We start from the raw sequence: 19,401 nt of genomic DNA, 5'->3' as shown, positions 1-19,401 counted from the left end.
TTCATGACCTCACATCCGTTTCCGACGACACACGAGCCCGCGTCCATCATCGAGACGCTCGCCGCATGGAGCGAGCGCGAACCGGATCGCACCGCGCTGACGATCCTGCGCGACGGGGAGACGATCGAAAGCGAAAGCACGTTCAGCGATCTGAATGCGGGGATGCGGTGTATCGCAGCAGGTTTGCGCAGCCGTGTCGCTGCCGGCGCGCGCGTCATTCTGCTGCTTCCGACGAGCTTCGAGTTTGTTTGCACATTCTACGGCTGTCTTGCCGCGGGCATGATCGCAGTGCCCGCATTCCATCCGCAGCAGCCGCGCAAGATAGCGCAGTGGAAGAAGCTGCAGGCCATCGTTGAAAACAGCGGCGCATCGCTCGTAGTCGCTCCTGTCGGCTCGATCGATAAGCTGCGGATGCTGCGCGAAAAGGAAGATCTGTTCGCCGGTTGCGATTTCGCTACCTATGAGGAGCTGTGTACGGCCGGCGCGCCCGCGGCGGATGCGCCATTGCCGTTGCCGACGGGTTCCGATCTCGCGTTTCTGCAATACACGTCCGGTTCGACGGGTACGCCGAAGGGCGTGATGATCACGCATGCGAACATCGTCGATAACCAGCGTGTGATTGCGGACCTGATGGGGCACAGCAGCGAGACGCGCATGCTGTCGTGGCTGCCGCTCTATCACGATATGGGTCTGTCGATGATGCTGCATCTCGCGTCGATCGGCACCAGCGTGATCCTGATGTCGCCGTTCGCGTTTATCCAGCAGCCGGGGCGCTGGCTGAGGGCGATCGCAGCGCATCGGGCAAACACGTCGGGCGGTCCGAACTTCGCCTATCAGCTTGCCGCGTTGGCGTTGCAGTTGCCGGAAGACACCCAGCCGCAACTCGACCTCTCTGCATGGAAGGTGGCCTTTTGCGGCGCGGAGCCGATCAACCGCAATACCGTGGCCACGTTTCTCGAGGCGGCTGCGCCGCACGGTTTCGCACCGCAAGCGTTCTATCCGTGCTACGGCATGGCCGAAGCCACGCTGCTCATCACCGGCGTGAAACACGGCGAAGGTGTCCGCTACCTTGAAGTCGACAACAGGCAATTGTCGGCGGGCGTCATCGAGCGTGCGCAGGCAGGACAGGCGGATATCAAGAGCCTCGTGTCGTGCGGCTCGACGGGACGAGGCACGGAGATTCGCATCGTCGACTCCGCGGGCGCAGCCGTCGCCGATCAGTACCGCGTCGGCGAGATCTGGGCGCGAGGCGATGGCATCGGCATCGGCTACTACGGCAATCAGCAGGCCACCCAGGACACCTTCCGCGCCACGCTCCCGGATGAGCCGCCCGGGGCCGGCGGCTTGCCGTTCATGCGCACGGGCGATCTCGGTGCGTTTATCGATGGCGAACTGTTCGTGACCGGTCGCGTGAAGGACATGCTGATCATCCGGGGCCGCAATCTCTATCCGCAGGACGTCGAGGAGTGCGTGCAGGACGCGGTGCCGGAGTTGCGGCGCGGTTGCGGCGCGGCGGTGTCGGTGACGGTGGATGGCGAGGAGAAGCTTGTCATCGTGCAGGAGGTTGGGCGCGCCCAGCGACGTGTGATGGATACCCGCGCGACGCTGCGCCAGATGATCGTGGTGGTGGGCGAAGACTTCGGTATCACGCCGCATGCCGTCGTGCTGGTTGAACCCGCGACCATCGAAAAGACCTCGAGCGGCAAGATCGCCCGTGCCCTATGCCGCCGTGCTTACGTGCAGGGCGAGTTGCGTACGGTCGCGAGCTGGACTGAAGGCCGCTATGAGGGCGGCGAACCGGGAGAAGCGCCTACGCCGCGCACGGGTCGTGAAGACAAGGCAGCGGCAGCACTGCTCGTCAAACGTGATCTGGAGAGGTGCATTGCGCGCATCGTTGCCGCGCATCTGAAGATTGGCGAGGAGCAGGTGTCTCGCACGACCCCTTGGGTCGAGATGGGATTCGATTCGATGAGCGCGCTGCAGTTCGCGCTGAAGGTGCAGCACGCGACGGGCGTCGCATTCGACGCCGCCGCACTTTGGGATTGCGCGAACGTCGAACAGCTGGCGGCGCATCTTGCGGATATGCGGGGAGCGGGAAGCGGCGCGTCGGCGACGGCCGAACCCGCGCCGCCGCCCGCGACGCAAGCGACAGCCGCCACCGGCGAGGACGAGCGGCGTAGCGCCGAACAGCTGATGGAGTTGTCGGACGCCGAGGCCGAGGCGTTGTTGCTGAAAGAACTGGACCGCTAGACGCGGCGCAAGTCGAAACGCCATTCCGGGAGTGCGATCATGACCGAGCCTACAGCCGCGAAACTGACGCCCGTCAAGCAGGCCTTGCTGAAGATCGATGCGTTGCGGCGCGAACTGAACGAGGTCCGCGAAGCGGCCAATGAGCCGATCGCGGTGGTCGGCATGGGTTGCCGTCTGCCTGGTGGTGCCGACTCGGCTGCCAGGCTATGGGAGGTGCTCGCCGCCGGCACCGATGCCGTCAGCGAAGTGCCCGCCGAGCGCTGGACCGACGCGCTGTTCGACCCGCGCCCCGGCCGGCACGATACCAGCTACAGCCTGCACGGCGCTTTCATCGACGACGTCGACCGTTTCGATCCCGAGTTCTTCGGTATCTCCGGCCGGGAAGCGCGCCATATCGATCCGCAGCAACGCCTGCTGCTCGAATGCTCGTGGCGCGCCATCGAAGACGCGGGTTTCACACGCGAGGCGATTGGCGCTTACAGGACGGGCGTGTTCGTCGGCTCGTCGCTCGACGACTATGCGCGAATCAGCGAACTGGTGCCGCACGCCGATCTCAGCTATGCGCAGACGTCGCTCGGGACGGCGCGTCCGTTCGCGGCGGGGCGTATTTCATATCTATTCGGCTTTCATGGCCCGACGCTGCAACTTGACACGGCCTGTTCGTCGTCGCTCGTCACGGTACATCTGGCCTGTCAGAGTCTGCGCAACCGCGAAGCCGACGTGGCGCTGGCGGGTGGCGTCAACCTGATGCTGTCGCCCGAAATGACGATCGCGTTGTGCGAGCTTCAGGCGCTTTCGCCGGATGGCCGCTGCAAGACCTTCGACGCGGCGGCCAACGGTTATGTGCGCGGCGAGGGCTGCGGGATCGTCGCACTGATGCGCCTGTCCGACGCGCGTGCGCAGCGGCGGCCGATTCACGCGGTGATTCGCGGTTCGGCGGTCAATCATGACGGCCGGAGCAATGGCATGACGGCGCCGAATGGCCGCGCGCAGCGCGACGTGATCCGCGACGCGCTGATCCATGCCGGTGTCGCGCCCGACGAAGTCGATTATGTCGAGGCGCATGGCACGGGCACGCTGCTCGGCGATCCGATCGAACTGCGCGCATTGCAGGATATCTATTGCCGCGATGCGAACCGCAAGCAGGACCTCTACGTCGGCAGCATCAAGACGAACATGGGGCACCTCGAAGCAGCCGCTTCCGTGTCGGGGCTGATGAAGGTGATCTGTTCGCTGCAGAAGGGCGAGATTCCGAAGCATCTTCACATGGACACGCCGACGCCGCATGTCGACTGGCAAAGCAACGGCATCAAGGTCGTCACGCAGCACATGGTATGGCCGTCGAGCCGTCCGGGCAAACGTGTCGCGGCGATCAGCTCGTTTGGCATGAGCGGCACCAATGCGCATCTGATCATCGAAGCCTGGCGAGACGATGAGGCGGACGAGGCCACGGCCCCGCGTGATCCCGGCATCGCCACGTTCGCACAGCAGTTGCCTGGGTGTCCGGAGATTTTTCCGATCTCGGCGCATACGTCCGACACGTTGTCTCGTGCCGTTGCCGGTTGCACCGCCTATCTGCGCGCGAATCCGTCCGTCGAGCCGGGCGACTTCGCTCACTCGCTGCGAGCCGGGCGCGACACGCAACGGCATCGTATCGCGCTCGTCGCCGGCACCCGCGAGCAACTGCTCGACGCATTGGCGAAGGCCGAACACGCAAGCGTCATCGAACGCTCCGCGCAAACGGACGAACCCGGCAAACTGGCCTTTCTGTTCACCGGGCAGGGCGCGCAGTACGCGGGCATGGCGCGGCAGCTCTATCAGACGTTCCCGCTCTTTCGCGAAGTACTCGACGAATGTGACGCTCATTTCGAGGCGCTCGGCGAACACTCGCTGATCGACGTGTTGTGGGGCGACAGGCAGACGTTGATTCACGAAACCCGCTATACGCAGCCGGCGATGTTCGCGGTCGAGATGGCGCTGGCGCGTCTGTGGATGGATTGGGGGATCGTGCCGGACGTGCTGATGGGCCATAGTGTCGGCGAGTACGCGGCAGCCTGTCTCGCGGGCGTGTTTTCGCTCGCGGATGCCTGCCGGCTCGTCGTGGTGCGCGGTCATTTGATGGAGACGATGACGCCGCCCGGAAAGATGCTGGCCGTGCTGACACCGGCTGCCAGGCTGGCCGGCTATCTGGGCGCTTTCACGGGCCGCGTCGAGATCGCGGCCGACAACGGGCCGAGCAGCGTGGTCGTCTCGGGCGATCCCGCTGGTATCGACGAACTCTCGCGGCAACTCGAACGCGACGGCATTCCGACACGCGCGCTCATCGTCTCGCGCGCTTTCCATTCGCCGCTGATGGAACCGATGCTCGACGCGTTCGGCGAGATCACAGCCTCGATCGACTATCGGCCGCCGCGTATCCGCATCGTGTCCAACGTGTCGGGCATCTTCGAGGCTGAGCGCTACTGCGATCCGGCGTATTGGGTCGAGCATGTGCGCGCGACGGTGAATTTCCGCCAGGGGGTCGGCACGCTGTCGGCCGATGGCGTTCAGACCTTCATCGAGATCGGACCCGGCAAGACGCTCACCCGTCTCGCCAAGGCCTGTTGTGCTGCGCAGGGAAACGCACGCGCGGTCAGCGCGCTGCAAAGTTTCGGCGATGCGGAGGTCGAATGCGAGCAGTTGCTCGGTGCGCTCGGACACGTGTACACCGCGGGGCGGCGTGTCGATTGGGCCGCCTTCGAATGCTCGCGTGCGCAGAGTATCGGGCCGCGCCGGATTGCGTTGCCGCCTTATCCACTGGAGTCGGGCAGCTACTGGATCGGCTCGCGGCAGGCGGCGGATCGCGCGAGGCCATTGAGCAGCGCGCGCGCGGCGGTGACGCAGGCGCCCAACAGCCTGCTCGGTCAGCAATTGTTGCTGCCGGCGCTCGATGGACGGCGCTATGAGAATCGGCTTGCGGTCAGCGATCTGCCTTTCCTTGAAGGACACGTCGTACATGGCGGTTTCGTCTTTCCGGCCGCAGGGTTCATCGAGATCGTGCTCGACGCGGCGCGGCGCGGCATGGCCGGCAGCGATGCCGACGGGACGCCGGCGCCGTGGCTCCATGTGCAGGAGTTGTCATTCGACAATCCGCTGGTGCTCGAACGTCAGCGGCCGGTTCTGCTGGGCACGGTCGTGCACGCGGCGGAAAACGTGAGGGGCGCAGTGAAGGCAGCGCGCGCGCAGCTCGAAATCTTCGCGCGGAACGATATCGATGCCGACCTGGAGCCACACTGGGTCAACCATTGTTCGGCCTGGCTGCCGGCGGTCGCGGACAGTGCACGGGCCGACCACGACACACCGTCGCTCCCGGCATTCCAGCACGATTGCGCGGACGTGTTGCCTGTGGACCGGTTCTATGAGCGGCTGCGCGGTTCCGGGCTCGCCTATGACGGCGCATTCCGGTCGATCCGCGGCCTGTGGCGCGGCGACGATGCCGCGCTGGCCCGCATCGAACTCGATGCATCGCATGCGTGTAAAGCGGCGCGCTCGATCCATCCCGCCTTGCTCGACAGTTGCTTTCAGACCGTGGCGGCTGCGCTGTGGGACGCCGGGCTCAAGTCCGCGTATGTGCCAATCGGCATCAATCGCATCGCCTGTCAGCCGATACCCGATACGCGTGCCGTCTGGTGCGCGGTGCGCGTCAAGTCGCGCCGTCATCTGATCAGCGCGGACCTCTGGCTCTACGACGATGCGGGGCAATGCGTCGCGTCGATCGCGCATCTGCAACTGATTGCCGTCGATCCGCGCAAGTTCAACACGGCGCCTTCACAGGCGAGCCTTTATAGCCTTGCATGGCGGCCAATGGCGGTTGAACGCGCGCGCCCGTTGTCATTGCCGGCCTGTCTGCTGGTCGGCGGTGCTGAGGCGCTCGACGATGAGATTGCCGCGCAACTACGCGCCGTCGATGCGGATTGCTACGTCGTGCGGCAGTCCGCTGACGCGTCCGATGGCGACGACGAATCCGTGCGGCGCTTTCGCAAGGCATTTTCCGAGGGCGTATCGAGCGCGGGTTCGCCCGCTCCCGTCGTCATCCTGTATGTCTGGCCACACGGGTCAGCAGACCAGGACACGGCGAACACGCCGACGAGCGAGGAGGAACTGGATCAGGTTGCCGGTGCGTATCGCCGTTTCGCGAATTTCTGGCGCGCGGTGCAGGCCACCGACTGGGCGGGCCGCCCGTTGACGGTGTGCCTCGTCACGCAGTCGGCTCAATGCATCCAGGGGCACGACCGGCTCGTCGTGCCGGCCCAGGCGGCGGCATGGGGCGTGGCGCGCAGTCTGATGCACGAAAGCGGCGACATCCGCGTGCTCGTCGCCGATTTGCCCGGTGCGGATGCCGCATCGTGCGAGGCGATGCTGTCGGTGATCAGCGAGTCGGCCAGTACAGGCGAAACGCAGTTCGCCGTGCGCGGCCGCGAGGTCTTCGTCCCGCGTCTCGTGCGGCGCAACGCGCCGGCCATGAAACCGCTCGCCCGCGGTGCCTGGCTTGTGACGGGCGGACGTGGAGCGATTGGCACACGGTTGATCGAATGGCTGATCGCGAAGGGGATGCCGAAGATCATCTCGGTGAGCCGGCAATTGCCCGCCGAGGCGGAGCGCGGCCGGCTGGCCAAATTGGCGCAGACGCGCGATGCGACGCTCGAATTCCGGACGGCGGATATCGCGTCGTCAGCGGACGTGGAGGAACTGATCAAGTCCATCGAAGCGGACGCCGCTCGTCCGCTCAAGGGCATCCTGCACGCCGCCGGCGCGCTCGAAGACGGCTTGCTATTAACACAGCCGATGTCGTCGGTCATGAAAGTGCTGACGCCGAAAATCGCAGGCACGCAAAACCTGCATCGCGCGACGGCCCATCTTTCTGTGCATCACTTCGTGTCGTTCTCGTCGATCGTGTCGTGTATCGGATCGCCGGGGCAATGCGCCTACGCTGCCGCCAATGCGTATCTCGATGCGCTGAGTCTCGGACGCAACGAAGAGGGCCTGTCGGGCCATGTGATGAACTGGGGGCTATGGGGCGGCAAAGGCATGGCCGAACAACTCGACGCGCAGCAGTTACGGCGCATCGAAGCCTATGGTCTCAAGGCGCTGGACCCCGACGCGGCGCTCCAGGCACTCGACGCGCTGATGGCCGAGCGCCAGGGCCAGAGCCAGATCTGGAGCGTCGATGTCGACACCTTGCTCAAGCGTAGTACGAGCCGTTCGCTGCGTCCGCTACTGAAGGAAATCGCGGATGCTCCGTCCCATGCTGCAGTGCCGGCGGCGGGCACATCGAGCCTCGCTCAACGGCTGGCAGGGTTGCCCGAGGGGGACCGTGAAGCGGCGTTGCGCGATCACCTGATTGGCGAAATCGCGGCTACGTTGCAGGTCGCGCGCGATCGTGTCAGTCCTGGAATCGCGTTGATCGAACTCGGCCTCGACTCGCTGATGGCGGCGGAATTCCGTAACGCGCTGCGCAATGAACTCGGTGTCGACATTCCGTTCGGACGGCTGCTGGAAGGCGCGACGCTCAACGACATCGTGCGCACGATGAGCGGCGGCTCGCCCGCGCCGGAAGCGCCACGCGTGCGGCGGGCCGCGGCCGATGGTCTCGATATCGTATCGGGCGAAGTGGCCTTTGGCGTGGAAATGGAGGGTGGCGAACTATGAGTTCGATCGACTTCATCAACGAACTCGCCGGTCGCGGCATCGAGCTATGGACGCAGGACGGCAAGCTGCAATACAAGGCGCCGAGAGACGCCGTCACGCCCGGACTGCTCGCCGAACTCAAACAGCACAAGGCGACGCTGATTGCGTTGCTCGAACAGTTCGCCGGAACGGCGGGTAGCTACCCGCTCTCGTATGCACAGAAGTCACTGTGGTCGTTGCATCAGCTCGATCCCGGCAGCGCCGCGTATAACGTGACGTACGCGACGCGGCTCGATGACGCCGTCGATCTGCCGATCCTGCAACGCTGCATCGACTATCTGATTGCCCGGCATCCGATTCTGCGTACCGTCTATCGGGTGAGCGACGGACAACCGCGTCAGCAGGTAAGCGCTGCGCCGGGCACGCGGTTCATGATCGACCGTGTATTCGACGCCGATACCATGGCGATCCATCGCTGGATCGACCAGGAGGCAAACTTGCCGTTCGATCTGTCCGTGTCGCCGATCCGCATGAAGCTGCTCGTCAACGAGCATGGCGACGCGAACGCGAACGCGGACGTGCAGTCGATCCGGTACGTGCTGCTGCTCAACGTCCACCATATCGCGGCGGATTTCTGGTCGCTCGAGATTCTCATCCGTGAACTGCACACGCTGTACCAGATGGCGATTGCGCAGCCGGCGGCGGAGCAGCCGCTGAAACTGCCGCGCCTTGCGTTGCAATACAAGGACTGCGTGCAGCACGAGACCGACCGTCTGCAGGGCGATGAAGGCGCTGCGCTTGCCGGATTCTGGCAACGCGAGCTGCAAGGCGAGCTGCCGGTGCTGAATCTCGCGACCGATCGCATCCGGACCCCGCTCAAAACCGAGCATGGCCGCGTGCATAGCGTTGCGTTGAGCGTGGAGGTATCGAGGCAAATCAGGGAAACCGCGCGCAGCCTGCACGTCACGCCCTATATGCTGCTGCTTGCCGTGTATCAATTGTTCCTGTTCCTGCACACGGGACAGTCGCGCCTGATGATCGGCGCACCGACGTCGGGCCGCAGCGCGCCCGGCAGCGAAAGCGTGCTCGGCCATTTTGTCAACACGGTGGTCCTTGCCTGCGAGGTTCGCCCCGACGACTCGTTTGGCGATCTGGTCAAACGTACGCGCGAGATGATGCTACGCGTGCTCGATCACCAGGACTATCCGTTTCCGCTACTGGTCGAAACGTTGCGGCCGCCACGCGATCCGAGCCGGTCCCCTGTCTATCAGGTGATGTACAACTGGAACCAGGCACGCAACGAGGCGAACACCGGGCGGCGGGACCAAGCGCCGTTCTACCGCGAACTGCTCGCTGCATCCAGCACAGGTACGCGCGGCGCGACGCACGACCTGACGCTGAACGTCCAGGACATGGGCACGGAGTACGTCGCCGCGTGGACGTTCAACACCGATCTGTTCGATCACGAGACGATCGATCGCTTCGCGAGCCAGTATGCCTGTCTCGTCGAGCAGATTCTCGCCGACCCGGCGCGTCGGACTGTCGACTACCGGATGACGGCACCGCCCGTGCGCGACGCGGCGTGCCGGCGCATCGCGGATGCACACGTGTTGGCGAAACCGCCGTCGCTTCAATGTGGGTCGTTCTTTACCCACGCATCGCGCAAAGGTGAACAGATCGCCTGGCGGTTCGACCGGCGTGCGATCACCTATGCTGAGCTATCCGAAGCGGTACATGCCGTACGGTCGCGGCTGCAGACGCTTGGTATTGGAGCGGGCAGTACGGTTTCCCTGCAATTGCGCGGTATCGCCGAGCTTGCCGCCGCTTTGCTCGCCGTGCTCGAGGTAGGGGCCTCGTGCCATTTGCCGGATGGGTCGCCTCATGATGCCGATGCGTTGCACATGCGCTTCGATGCAATCTGCCGCAGTGCGAGCGATGGATGGTCGGACTGGAATCCGTATGAGCTCGACGTAGTCAAGCCGCAGTCGCGTGTCGAAGCTCGCGGCGTGTATGAAGCCGCCCGCGTCGGCGCTTTCATCGACGGAATGAGCCAGCTTCTTCAGATGGACGAACAAAGTCGCGCACTGGTGATTCGTGGCATGCCCGTGCAGTTCGCGCTATCGATCATGGTCGGGGCCGTGCGCCGGGGTGGGCGGGCTCGCGTGTCCGAAAGCGTGTCGATCGGCGCGCTTGTCGGCGACAGCGATGATCGAGCCGAATGGGCGCGTCTGGAATTGAGCGAATTGATCGCACACGACCGTATTTCAGCGCTCGCGTTTCCGGCGCTCCTGCTGCCGTCACTTACCATCGACAGTCGTGCGAGTGTGAACGCGTTAATCGCGTACGGCAATCATCCACATACGCTCGAATGGGTGGCTCGGTGCCAATCGGCACCCAAGGCACGGTATTTTGCGCCGGTGTGCGATTGCGACGCCTGGAATGGACCCGTCGCGTTCGCCCCGGTTCGCGACGAATGGCAACTGGCGTCGTTGCAAGGCGCCTTTCATGTGCCGGTCGCACTCGGTCCGTTCATGGACCTCGCCGACGAGCGGCAGCGCGGACGCCTATGTCTGGTCAGCCGCGAGGTATGCGCGCTGCGGTCCTCAGTCGCGACAGACGACGATCTCTCACACCTGCTGGCGCATACCGGCATCGTCCCGACGTCCTTGACGGTCACGTGGCGCGCTGGACACATGGTATGCGCCGACCCGTCCGGGCGTGTAGTCACGCACCGGCTGGCGCCATTCGCCATCGGAGATGTCGAGCGCTTCATCGCATCGCAGCAGGGAGTGCGCGAAGCAGTCTGTCACGTGGTCGAGTCGGACGACGCGATCATGCTCACGGCGTATGTGGTGCCCATCGACGATGAGGTGCGTGGTGAGCTTGAAAGTGCGCTGCGCGGCAGCTTGAAGAGGGGGCTGCCCGACTACACTCATCCCGAAGCGTTCGTGATGCTGGAGGCGCTACCCCTCGATCGCGACGGCACACTCGATGTCAGCCGGCTGCCACCGCCGCAGCGCACGTTCACGGCGAACCGCGCCGCGGCTACCGACATCGAACGCAAACTCGCGGCGATCTGGTGTGAAGTACTCGGCAAGTCGTCGGTGAGTATCGACGACGACTTCTTCGTGCTCGGCGGCGATTCGATTCTGGCGGCCGTGATCGTCTCGAAGGCGTCGCTCGAAGGGATGTATCTGAAGCCGAAGGATATCTTCGAGCAGACGACGATCGCCGGTCTTGCGAGGGTGGTGAGCGCCGTGCCCGGCATCCTGGCGGAGCAAGGGAGCGTTACGGGTGAGGTCATGCCGGGGCCCGCGTCGCAATGGTTCTTCGACAAGGTTGACGTGGACCGGTCACATTTCAATCAGGCGCTGCTCCTCTCCCTGCGCGAGGCGCCGGACCCTACCATCATGCAGGAGGCGCTGCGGCTCGTAGTGCGTCATCATGACGTGCTGCGCTCGCGTTTCGAAGAGCGCGAAGGCGGCTGGCGTCAGGTGTTCGTCCCCGACGATGACCCTGCGCACTCGCCCGATTGGGCCATCGTGTCGTGTACGACGAACGTGGGCGAGCCCTGTGCGGAAATCTGGAGTCAGGCGATCGCCGACGCCCAGGCGGGACTCGACATCGAACGCGGCCGACTGTTGAGCGTGCGCTGGCTCGAGAGTGCAACGCTGACGGCGAGCCGCCTTCTGATCGTCGTACACCATCTCGCCATCGACGGCGTGTCGTGGAATATCCTGCTGCAGGATATCGGCGATATTTACCTGCAGTTGCGCGCGCAGTCGGCGGTGAAGCTGCCTTTGAAGACGAGTTCGACCAAAGCGTGGGTCGAGCAGTGGGACGCGCTCGTCAAAGGTGCCGTGCTGGACAGCGATCGCCAGTACTGGCAGCGCTTCGTGACTCATGTGCGCGGCGCGCTGGCGGGACCCGCCAGAGTCGCGCTGATGCGTCATGGTCTCGCGCCTATCGTGCATCACACGTATAACGAGCCGTCGGGAGGCTGTACCGCCACGCTCGACGCTGAACTGACGGAAGCGTTCCGCACGACCGCCCATCAGGCCTATGGTACGGATGCCAACGATCTGCTGATCGCCGCCTTGCACGCGGGCTTTCGTTCGTGGAGCGGCAGCGATGCGCTGCTCGTCGATCTGGAAGGACACGGGCGCGACGCATTGGCCGATGTCGTCGATCTGAGCCGCAGCATCGGCTGGTTCACATCGATCTATCCGGTGTTCATCGAGGCGACGCCATATGACGATCCCGGCCGCCTCATCAAGCACGTCAAGGAGCGGCTGCGGCAGATTCCACGCAAAGGCGCGAGCTTTGGGGCGCTGCGTTATCTCGAAGCCCCGCGGTCCGAGTCTCAGGGTACGGACGAGGCATTGCTGGCTTCGTTGCCGAACTCACCGATACTGTTCACCTATCTTGGTCAACTGGATCAGATCGCCGGATCGTCGGCATTTTATGGCGAAGTGCTCAAGCCGGCGCCTGGCATCCGAAGCGCGCGGCAACGCCGTACGCATCTGCTCGACGTGACCGCCTATATCGCTGATGGCCGGCTCACGATCGAATCCGGCTTTCACGGCGCACCCGGCATCGACGAGAGCATCGGCTGCCTGATGTGCAGGGTTAGCGATGCATTGACCATGCTGATTCGACATTGCTGTACCGAAGGTGCAGGCGGGCTGACGCCGTCCGATGTGCCGCAGCTCGATGTGAACCAGGACGGGCTGGACGAACTGCTGGACGAGATCGAAGCGCTCGAGCGCTAACAGGAAGGGCGGCGATTCATCCCGGTCACCGTTGCCAAACGTCCCGGCGCGCGGCATGGGAAAGCATGCCGAACGCAGGAATCCACGATGAGCAAAAACGTCGATACAATTTATTACCTCACGCCGCTGCAACGCGGCATGCTGCACCATTCGCGGCTCGATCCCGAATCGGGCGTGTATGTCGAGCAGTTCTCGTGCGTACTCAAGGGCCCGCTCGACATTAAGCGCTTCAGGCACGCATGGGAGACCGTCACTCATCGTCACGATGTCCTGAAGACGCTATTCATTCGACTGAACGAAGAAAAGCCCATGCAGGTCGTGAGAAGGACCGTGATGTTGCCGTTCGAGACACTGAACTGGAGCGGCCGGAATCCTGAAGAGCAGCAACGATGTTTCGACACGCTGCTGGCGGAAGATCGAAGAAGGGGATTCGACTGGAGCGTGGCGCCGCTGATGCGGCTTACTGTCGTGACGCAGGGACACGACGGGTTTCGCTTTCTGTGGACCTACCATCATGCGATTCTCGATGGTTGGTCCATGCCGATTCTTCTCGACGAAGTCTTCCAGTTTTACGCGCAACCGAACACCATACTGCCCGCTTTGTCGACGGACTTCCGGCACTACGTGGCGTGGCATCGCGGGCAGGACGCGGCGCAGGCGCGCGAATACTGGAAGGAGACGTTGAAGGGGTTTCGCGCGCCGTTGCGTTTTGCGGCGTCGATGGCGCCGCGTATAGCGCCCGCAAACGACGGCAGGCGACGCCTTGCAAGCATCACTTCGGCGATGCCGGCCGACTGGACATCGGTCGCGACGAAGCTGTGCCGCGCCAACCGTCTGACCTTGAACACGCTGTGCCAGGGCACATGGTCGGCTCTACTGGGACTTTATGGCGATAGCGATGATGTCGTCTACGGCATGGTGATGTCGGGCCGTTCGACCGAGATAGACGGCGTGGAAAAAACTGCCGGTCTGTTCATCAACACGTTGCCCGTGCGGGTGCGGCTCGATGATGAACTCGATACGATGGAGTGGCTTCGGCGAATCCAGTCCGATACGCAACGTGCCGAGCGCTATGCGTATGGGTCGCTGACCGACGTGCTGCAATGTAGCGAACTCACTGAGCGGCGCGCGCTGTTCGAATCATTGTATGTCTTCGAGAACTATCCTGGTCAGGATGCTTTCAGGGCGATGGTCGCCGCTTGCGGGCTGGCTGTCGAGGACCTGCGCGCGGTCGAGGAAACCAGCTATCCGCTCGCGCTGATCGTGTTGCCGCAAGAGCCGCTGACGTTCCAGCTGACCTACGATACCGCACGCTTCGACGGCCCCGCGATCGCACGGATGGCCGATCAGTATCGCTCTCTCCTCGAAACGATGGTACTGGCCAGGCATCAACGTGTTGGCGATCTGCATCTGCAAACCGCGCCGCGGCGTGATCCGGCAGCGGAGATGCCCGCTGGCGCGGAAACGCTGCTCGCCATGGTGATGCGGCACGCCGACAGCACGCCCGACCGGCTGGCCTTTTCCGCATCGGCAATCAGGTGCACACGCAGTTCGACATTGACTCTGTCGGCCAGTCTGAGTTACGCGGCACTGCGCTCGCGGATCGTGCGCGCGATGTGGCAATGGCAGGGGCTCGGTTATCTTCCCGGCGACCGCGTTCTGATCCGGAGCAATGAGCCGGTGGCGGGTCTGGTGATGCTGTTATCGGGTCTTGCCTATGGAATCGAATGCATCGTTCCCGATCAGGAATCGGATGTCGATGCGCTGGTGTCGGCGGCGGAATCTGCGTGGGGGCCGGAACCGGTGCGTGGCTGCGTGAGTACCGTGCGATCCGAGTCAATCCAGGGCATGCAGTGCAACGTGTTCGATGAGCGTGATCCTGCGTTCGGCCATCGCCGGGATCAACCCGACGTCCTGTCTGGGCCTGCCACAGCCAACCCGGCGTGCGGCGCCTGCACGTTGCTCGTCAGGATCGATACGGGTGCATGGAGGCTGACGCGCTACCGCCAGTCGCAGTTGTTCCGCGCAGCGCAATCGTTTGAGCGGACGTATCCCGTGCAAGCCGCGTTCGACATGGCATTGTGCGATTCCCCACTCGCCCATTCGACGATCTGGACAGGGCTGGCTGGCCTGTGCGCGGGCCTCTCGCTGCATTACGTCACATGCGCGAGAGAAGAGGCGTTCATCGGAACGCTGGCATCGTCGGGCAGGCATTGGCACAGCGTCGCGTTGAGCGCGACGCATACGCGATCCATTGGCCGGGCGGCTGCAGTGCTCCCGGCGGGCACGATCGAGTCCGATTACTGGATCGTCGATGCATGTGGGCTTACGCGGCGCGATGCGCATCGTCTTCAGGCACTGGCACCGAAGGCACGGCTGATGCGCGAACTACGCTGGCCCGCACACTCGCTGGTTCATTCGACGTTGATAGCACACGCAGAGGACGACTCGGGGTATCGGTGGTCGACCGATGCCGGTGTGCCTGCTGCCGGCGCGACGGTCGAAGTGCTCGACAACCGGTTGCACCGTGCCGCCATCGACGCACAAGGTCGGCTGACGATCGCGGGGGACACCGTCCCCGATCTGCTGCTGAGCAACGGCAAGCCGGACCGCCATGCATGGATTGCGACACGCGATGGCATTCGACTGCGCACCGCACTGCGTGCATGGATGACCGATGCGGCGTGCCATACCGAACTGCCGAATGCCGAGGCCGCGCTCGACACGTTGACCGGACAATGGGTGAAACGCGAAAGCGAACTGGCGGCTCGCGCTGGCGTGTCGGAGGCGGCCATCGTCGAGCGTGTTTCAGACATGGGCGATTGGGAGTACAGCGTCTTCTATAGCGTGAACGACGGCGCGCGGGCTGACGGCCATGCCGAACGTATACGTGAGGCGAGTGAGTTGTATGGGCTTGGTGTTGCGGAATTCGTCGAACTCGACAGATTGCCTCGCAGCGAGGGCGGGCTTGATCGTCTGTCCCTGTTGCGCGGCGAGATCACGCCGCTTGTCAGCAAGGATCAGCAGGCACCGCGCAATGCTGTCGAAACCGCGATATTCGACATCTGGTCCGCGTTGCTGAAGAGCGACAGGATTGGCGTTGAGGACAGTTACTTCGATCTTGGCGGTGACTCGTTGCAAGCGACGGTGATGCTTTACCAGATCGAGGAAAAGCTGGGCTGCAAGATCGATATGGAAACACTACTGGCCAGACCCACCATCGCAGGACTCGCCGCGGTGATTCTGAACGGAGGCGGGGAAACCGGGCGAGCAGGAATCGATCTGTCTGCGGACGCCAGGTTGGACGAAGACATCGTGCTCGCGAGTACGTATCGTCCTTGCCCCTATCAGCAAGTGCTGCTTACCGGAGCGACGGGTTTCCTTGGCGTTCATCTGCTAGAGGAACTGCTACAAGACACACAGGCCGACGTGCATTGCGTCGTGCGTGCGGCCGACGCCGCGTCGGGACATCGCAGAATCGTCGATGCGCTCAAAGGGCACGGAATATGGAACGAATCATGGACGTCGCGTATCGTTGCCGTGCCGGGGGACCTGGCGTTGTCGCGCCTCGGCATGTCCGATCAGGTGTTCTCGAATCTGGCGAGTGATATCGACGCGATCTATCACAACGGCGCACTCGTCAATTTCGTTTACCCGTACAGTTCACTTAAACAGGTCAACGTGATGGCAACCCAGGACGTCCTGCGTCTTGCCAGCCTGCACAAGACGAAGCCGGTGCACTACGTGTCGACAGTCGGCACGTTGAACCGTTTCGCCGAGACGATTCCCGAGGTCCTGGCGGTTCCATTGCACGACAGGCTGACTAGTGGCTATGAACAAAGCAAGTGGGTGGCCGAGCAGATGCTTGCCATTGCCGCACAAAGGGGCTTACCTGTCTCGGTCTATCGACCATCGCGTATCGTTGGGCATTCACGTTCCGGCCGGATGAATGTGGATGACCTGTTCTGCCGTCTCATCAAGGGCATCGTGTTGTTCGGCAAGGCACCGCGCGATACGGGGTTCGACAACATGCTGCCTGTCGATGTCGTGAGCCGTCTCATCGTCAGGACATCGATGCATCCAGCTGTGCATGGCAAGGCCATTCATGTCGTCAACCCGCAATGGAATTCGATGGATGCGTTGGTCGATTTCATCGAGGGCGAGGGCTTCGCCATCGAACGTATGGATTACGAATCCTGGCTTGAGGCATTGACCGCTCACGTACGGCGCGATCAGACTCATCCGTTGACGATGCTGATTCCGGTTCTCAGGAAGTTGAATCCGGTCGCCGATCCATCCGTGGGGCGCCAGCTTCCTATCGCAATCGCTCATTTGCGGCAACTCGCGGGCGATGTACTCAGTGAGGGAATCAGGCCGACCAACGACTGGTTGCGCGTCTATTTCGACTACTTTTACGCGACCGGCTATTTGGCCCGTCCTGCCGGTAACGAGCGGCAATTGCCACCGGGCGGTAGCGCATCGCCACGCAATCTGACCACCAGTGTCTGAACGATGTGACGCGTGCGGCGGAGTTGCATGGTAATTACCGGGCCCAAAGTCGCAACGATTTTCGCTATATGAATATGTGCTTAATTCGTTGCTGGTTCGCACATTAAATTTAACGTGCAATGAGATGGCGTTGCGCGTTTCGTGATACTGAATAGGGGATTTCTGGCACGTTATTTGAATCAGCAAATAAATTTAAAAAATAAGAAGAAGATATTCGTTTGTCTTGTGCTACACGTGTGATGAACGTCGCGAAATTACCGGTCTCAATGTAATCATTGCGAAATCTATTCCGATTTTTGAACAGTCATTCGATTTTTCGGTATTTCTCGCAGCCATGAGTGGGAAAAACCGTATCCATAAAGCATATAGTGGAATAATCGATATATTTTTTTATTCAAACTGAATTGGTGAAGCGTCGTGAAAGACCCAATATACATAGTTCTGTCATTGTAAGGATTGATACTGTGCCGTCTCCAGCAAGACCTCCTCTTGCACAGCGTCGTAGCCGAAAGCGAGAGAATGACGCTGTTTCCAATGAGTCGATAGATCCAGTGATCGCCGATAGCGGCACAGGAGGGGATGGGTCCATCATGACAAACACGGAGCGGAACGATAATTTCCGGAGGTGGTGACTTGATTTGCCTTCAATGCACCGATCAATTGAAAACACTTTCATGCATCATTAGCGAAATCCTTCGACCGACGGATCTGGCCGATCAGCTCGACCGATTTACGGAGAAAGTCAGGGAGGTGGTTGAATTCGACCGATGCGTGATCTTGCATGAGCGCAAGAGTACGGCGATTTCGCATGGCCTGGTATATCGATATGGCGTGCGCACTGATCAGGCAGATTGCTCTCCTGGCCGTACATTGTGCGGCCCCGCTGTCGATCTTGAGCAATACCTGAACTGTTTCACGATATCGAATCCGCTCGACCATGCTTTTCAATGGCAGGATTGCCGTGGCGAATTCAACGAACTCGGTCATATTACCGATGACGTCGCGTCCCATATGCGCGGCGGCGAGGGCGTCGCGGCCTGCGTGCGTTCCAGCGTGTCGAGCGCGGAAGATGTCGGCACGGTGCTGCAGCTCGAATGCGCGGATGTCACGGTGCATCTCGCGTTACTGGTCAGCTTCATCGCGATGCATCTGCATGCAACTCTGGCGATGAAAATCATGGAAGTGGATCAGTCCGATGCCGGTTTCAATCTCGGCGAAACGGTCGCCAATCCTTCGCTCGATCTGAGCGGCATCCGGTTGACCAGGAAAGAGCGGGACGTCATCAAGTGGGTCATCGAAGGGAAAACCGCCTGGGAGATCGGCAAGATTCTGTGTGTCTCGGAGCGGACCGTGAAGTTCCACCTGACCAATGTCTATGAAAAGCTGAAAGTCTCGAACCGGGCTCAGGCGGTTGCAAAAGTCAGCCGTCTCGGTCTGATCTGAAAGGGGCATGGCAATGTCGTTCAAGGACAAGATCAAGGCGTTCGTTGCGAAGCACGGTTTTACCTATCGCAGCTATGTACTCTCGATCCTGTTTCTTCCGCCCGCTGGCGTGTACATCGCCTGGAAGAAACCCGATCTGCCAATCGCGGGCCGCCTGTTCCTGGGAGCTACGGCGATCATCGCGCCGCCGTTCATCGGGGGCGCGACACTGATGATGCTCAAGACTGCGCTGGATCTGATTCGTACCACCTTTCTTGCGTAATCCGAATCAATGCGCTTGCGTCGATTGAACCCGGCAAAAAGAACAGGCCATGCGCACCCGGAAACCTATATTGGCTCAACCCGATGAATGTCCATGTGCCCGCGGCGCGCCTGTGCGCTGACACGAGAATGCCCGTCGACGCGAAAGCAAGGTATCGAGACATCCCGTACAACTACACGTCTTTTTCTGATCGTGAGATCGTGATTCGCCTCCTGAGTGAGGCCGTGTGGGACGCACTCGTTCGCTTGCGCATCGAACCGGGACTAGGGCAGTCTTTGCGAATTCTGCATGCGTTGCTCGGCGACATCTGGGTCGTGCGCCGCAATCCGTATCTGCAGGACGATCTGCTCGACAACCCGAAGCGCCGCGCGCTGCTGATCGAGGCGCTCAATCACCGCCTCGCCGAAATCGAGAAGCGCCGCCGCGCCGATCTGCGCGACCATGGCGACGAAGCCGGCGTCGAGCGCGCCGCGCGCGTCGAAACACTCGTGCAGGCCG

The 19,401-nt window shown here is 62.3% G+C and carries 7 protein-coding genes; all 7 read left to right on the top strand.

Annotated features, from left to right (window positions below):
- The first annotated feature begins 3 nt into the window (after positions 1 to 3).
- On the top strand, positions 4 to 2,250 hold the full coding sequence (locus G3N58_RS18740; RefSeq protein WP_205999916.1) for an AMP-binding protein: 2,247 nt from the start codon (positions 4 to 6) through the stop codon (positions 2,248 to 2,250).
- A gap of 39 nt (positions 2,251 to 2,289) precedes the next feature.
- Positions 2,290 to 7,938 carry a type I polyketide synthase gene (locus G3N58_RS18735; RefSeq protein ID WP_205999915.1) on the top strand — a complete coding sequence of 1,883 codons (5,649 nt, stop codon included), beginning with the start codon at positions 2,290 to 2,292 and terminating at the stop codon, positions 7,936 to 7,938.
- Positions 7,935 to 12,689 (top strand): condensation domain-containing protein, encoded by a 4,755-nt coding sequence (locus tag G3N58_RS18730; protein ID WP_205999914.1) that lies wholly within the window; start codon positions 7,935 to 7,937, stop codon positions 12,687 to 12,689. Before G3N58_RS18735 ends, G3N58_RS18730 begins: the two co-directional genes overlap by 4 nt.
- A gap of 87 nt (positions 12,690 to 12,776) precedes the next feature.
- Complete coding sequence (locus tag G3N58_RS18725; RefSeq protein WP_205999913.1) at positions 12,777 to 17,198, top strand: thioester reductase domain-containing protein; 4,422 nt, start codon at positions 12,777 to 12,779, stop codon at positions 17,196 to 17,198.
- A gap of 660 nt (positions 17,199 to 17,858) precedes the next feature.
- Complete coding sequence (locus tag G3N58_RS18720; RefSeq protein WP_240158661.1) at positions 17,859 to 18,641, top strand: LuxR C-terminal-related transcriptional regulator; 783 nt, start codon at positions 17,859 to 17,861, stop codon at positions 18,639 to 18,641.
- Positions 18,642 to 18,654: 13 nt separating this feature from the next.
- Complete coding sequence (locus G3N58_RS18715) at positions 18,655 to 18,903, top strand: hypothetical protein (RefSeq protein ID WP_167036979.1); 249 nt, start codon at positions 18,655 to 18,657, stop codon at positions 18,901 to 18,903.
- A gap of 128 nt (positions 18,904 to 19,031) precedes the next feature.
- Positions 19,032 to 19,401, top strand: a 370-nt coding sequence (locus G3N58_RS18710) for a DUF3683 domain-containing protein (protein WP_241017171.1), incomplete at its 3' end; no start/stop codon positions are given.

The sequence above is a fragment of the Paraburkholderia sp. Ac-20342 genome (assembly GCF_017104985.1).
Lineage (GTDB): Bacteria > Pseudomonadota > Gammaproteobacteria > Burkholderiales > Burkholderiaceae > Paraburkholderia.
Note: the sequence above shows the minus strand (reverse complement) of the source record. Positions and strands in the feature narration are given on the sequence as shown.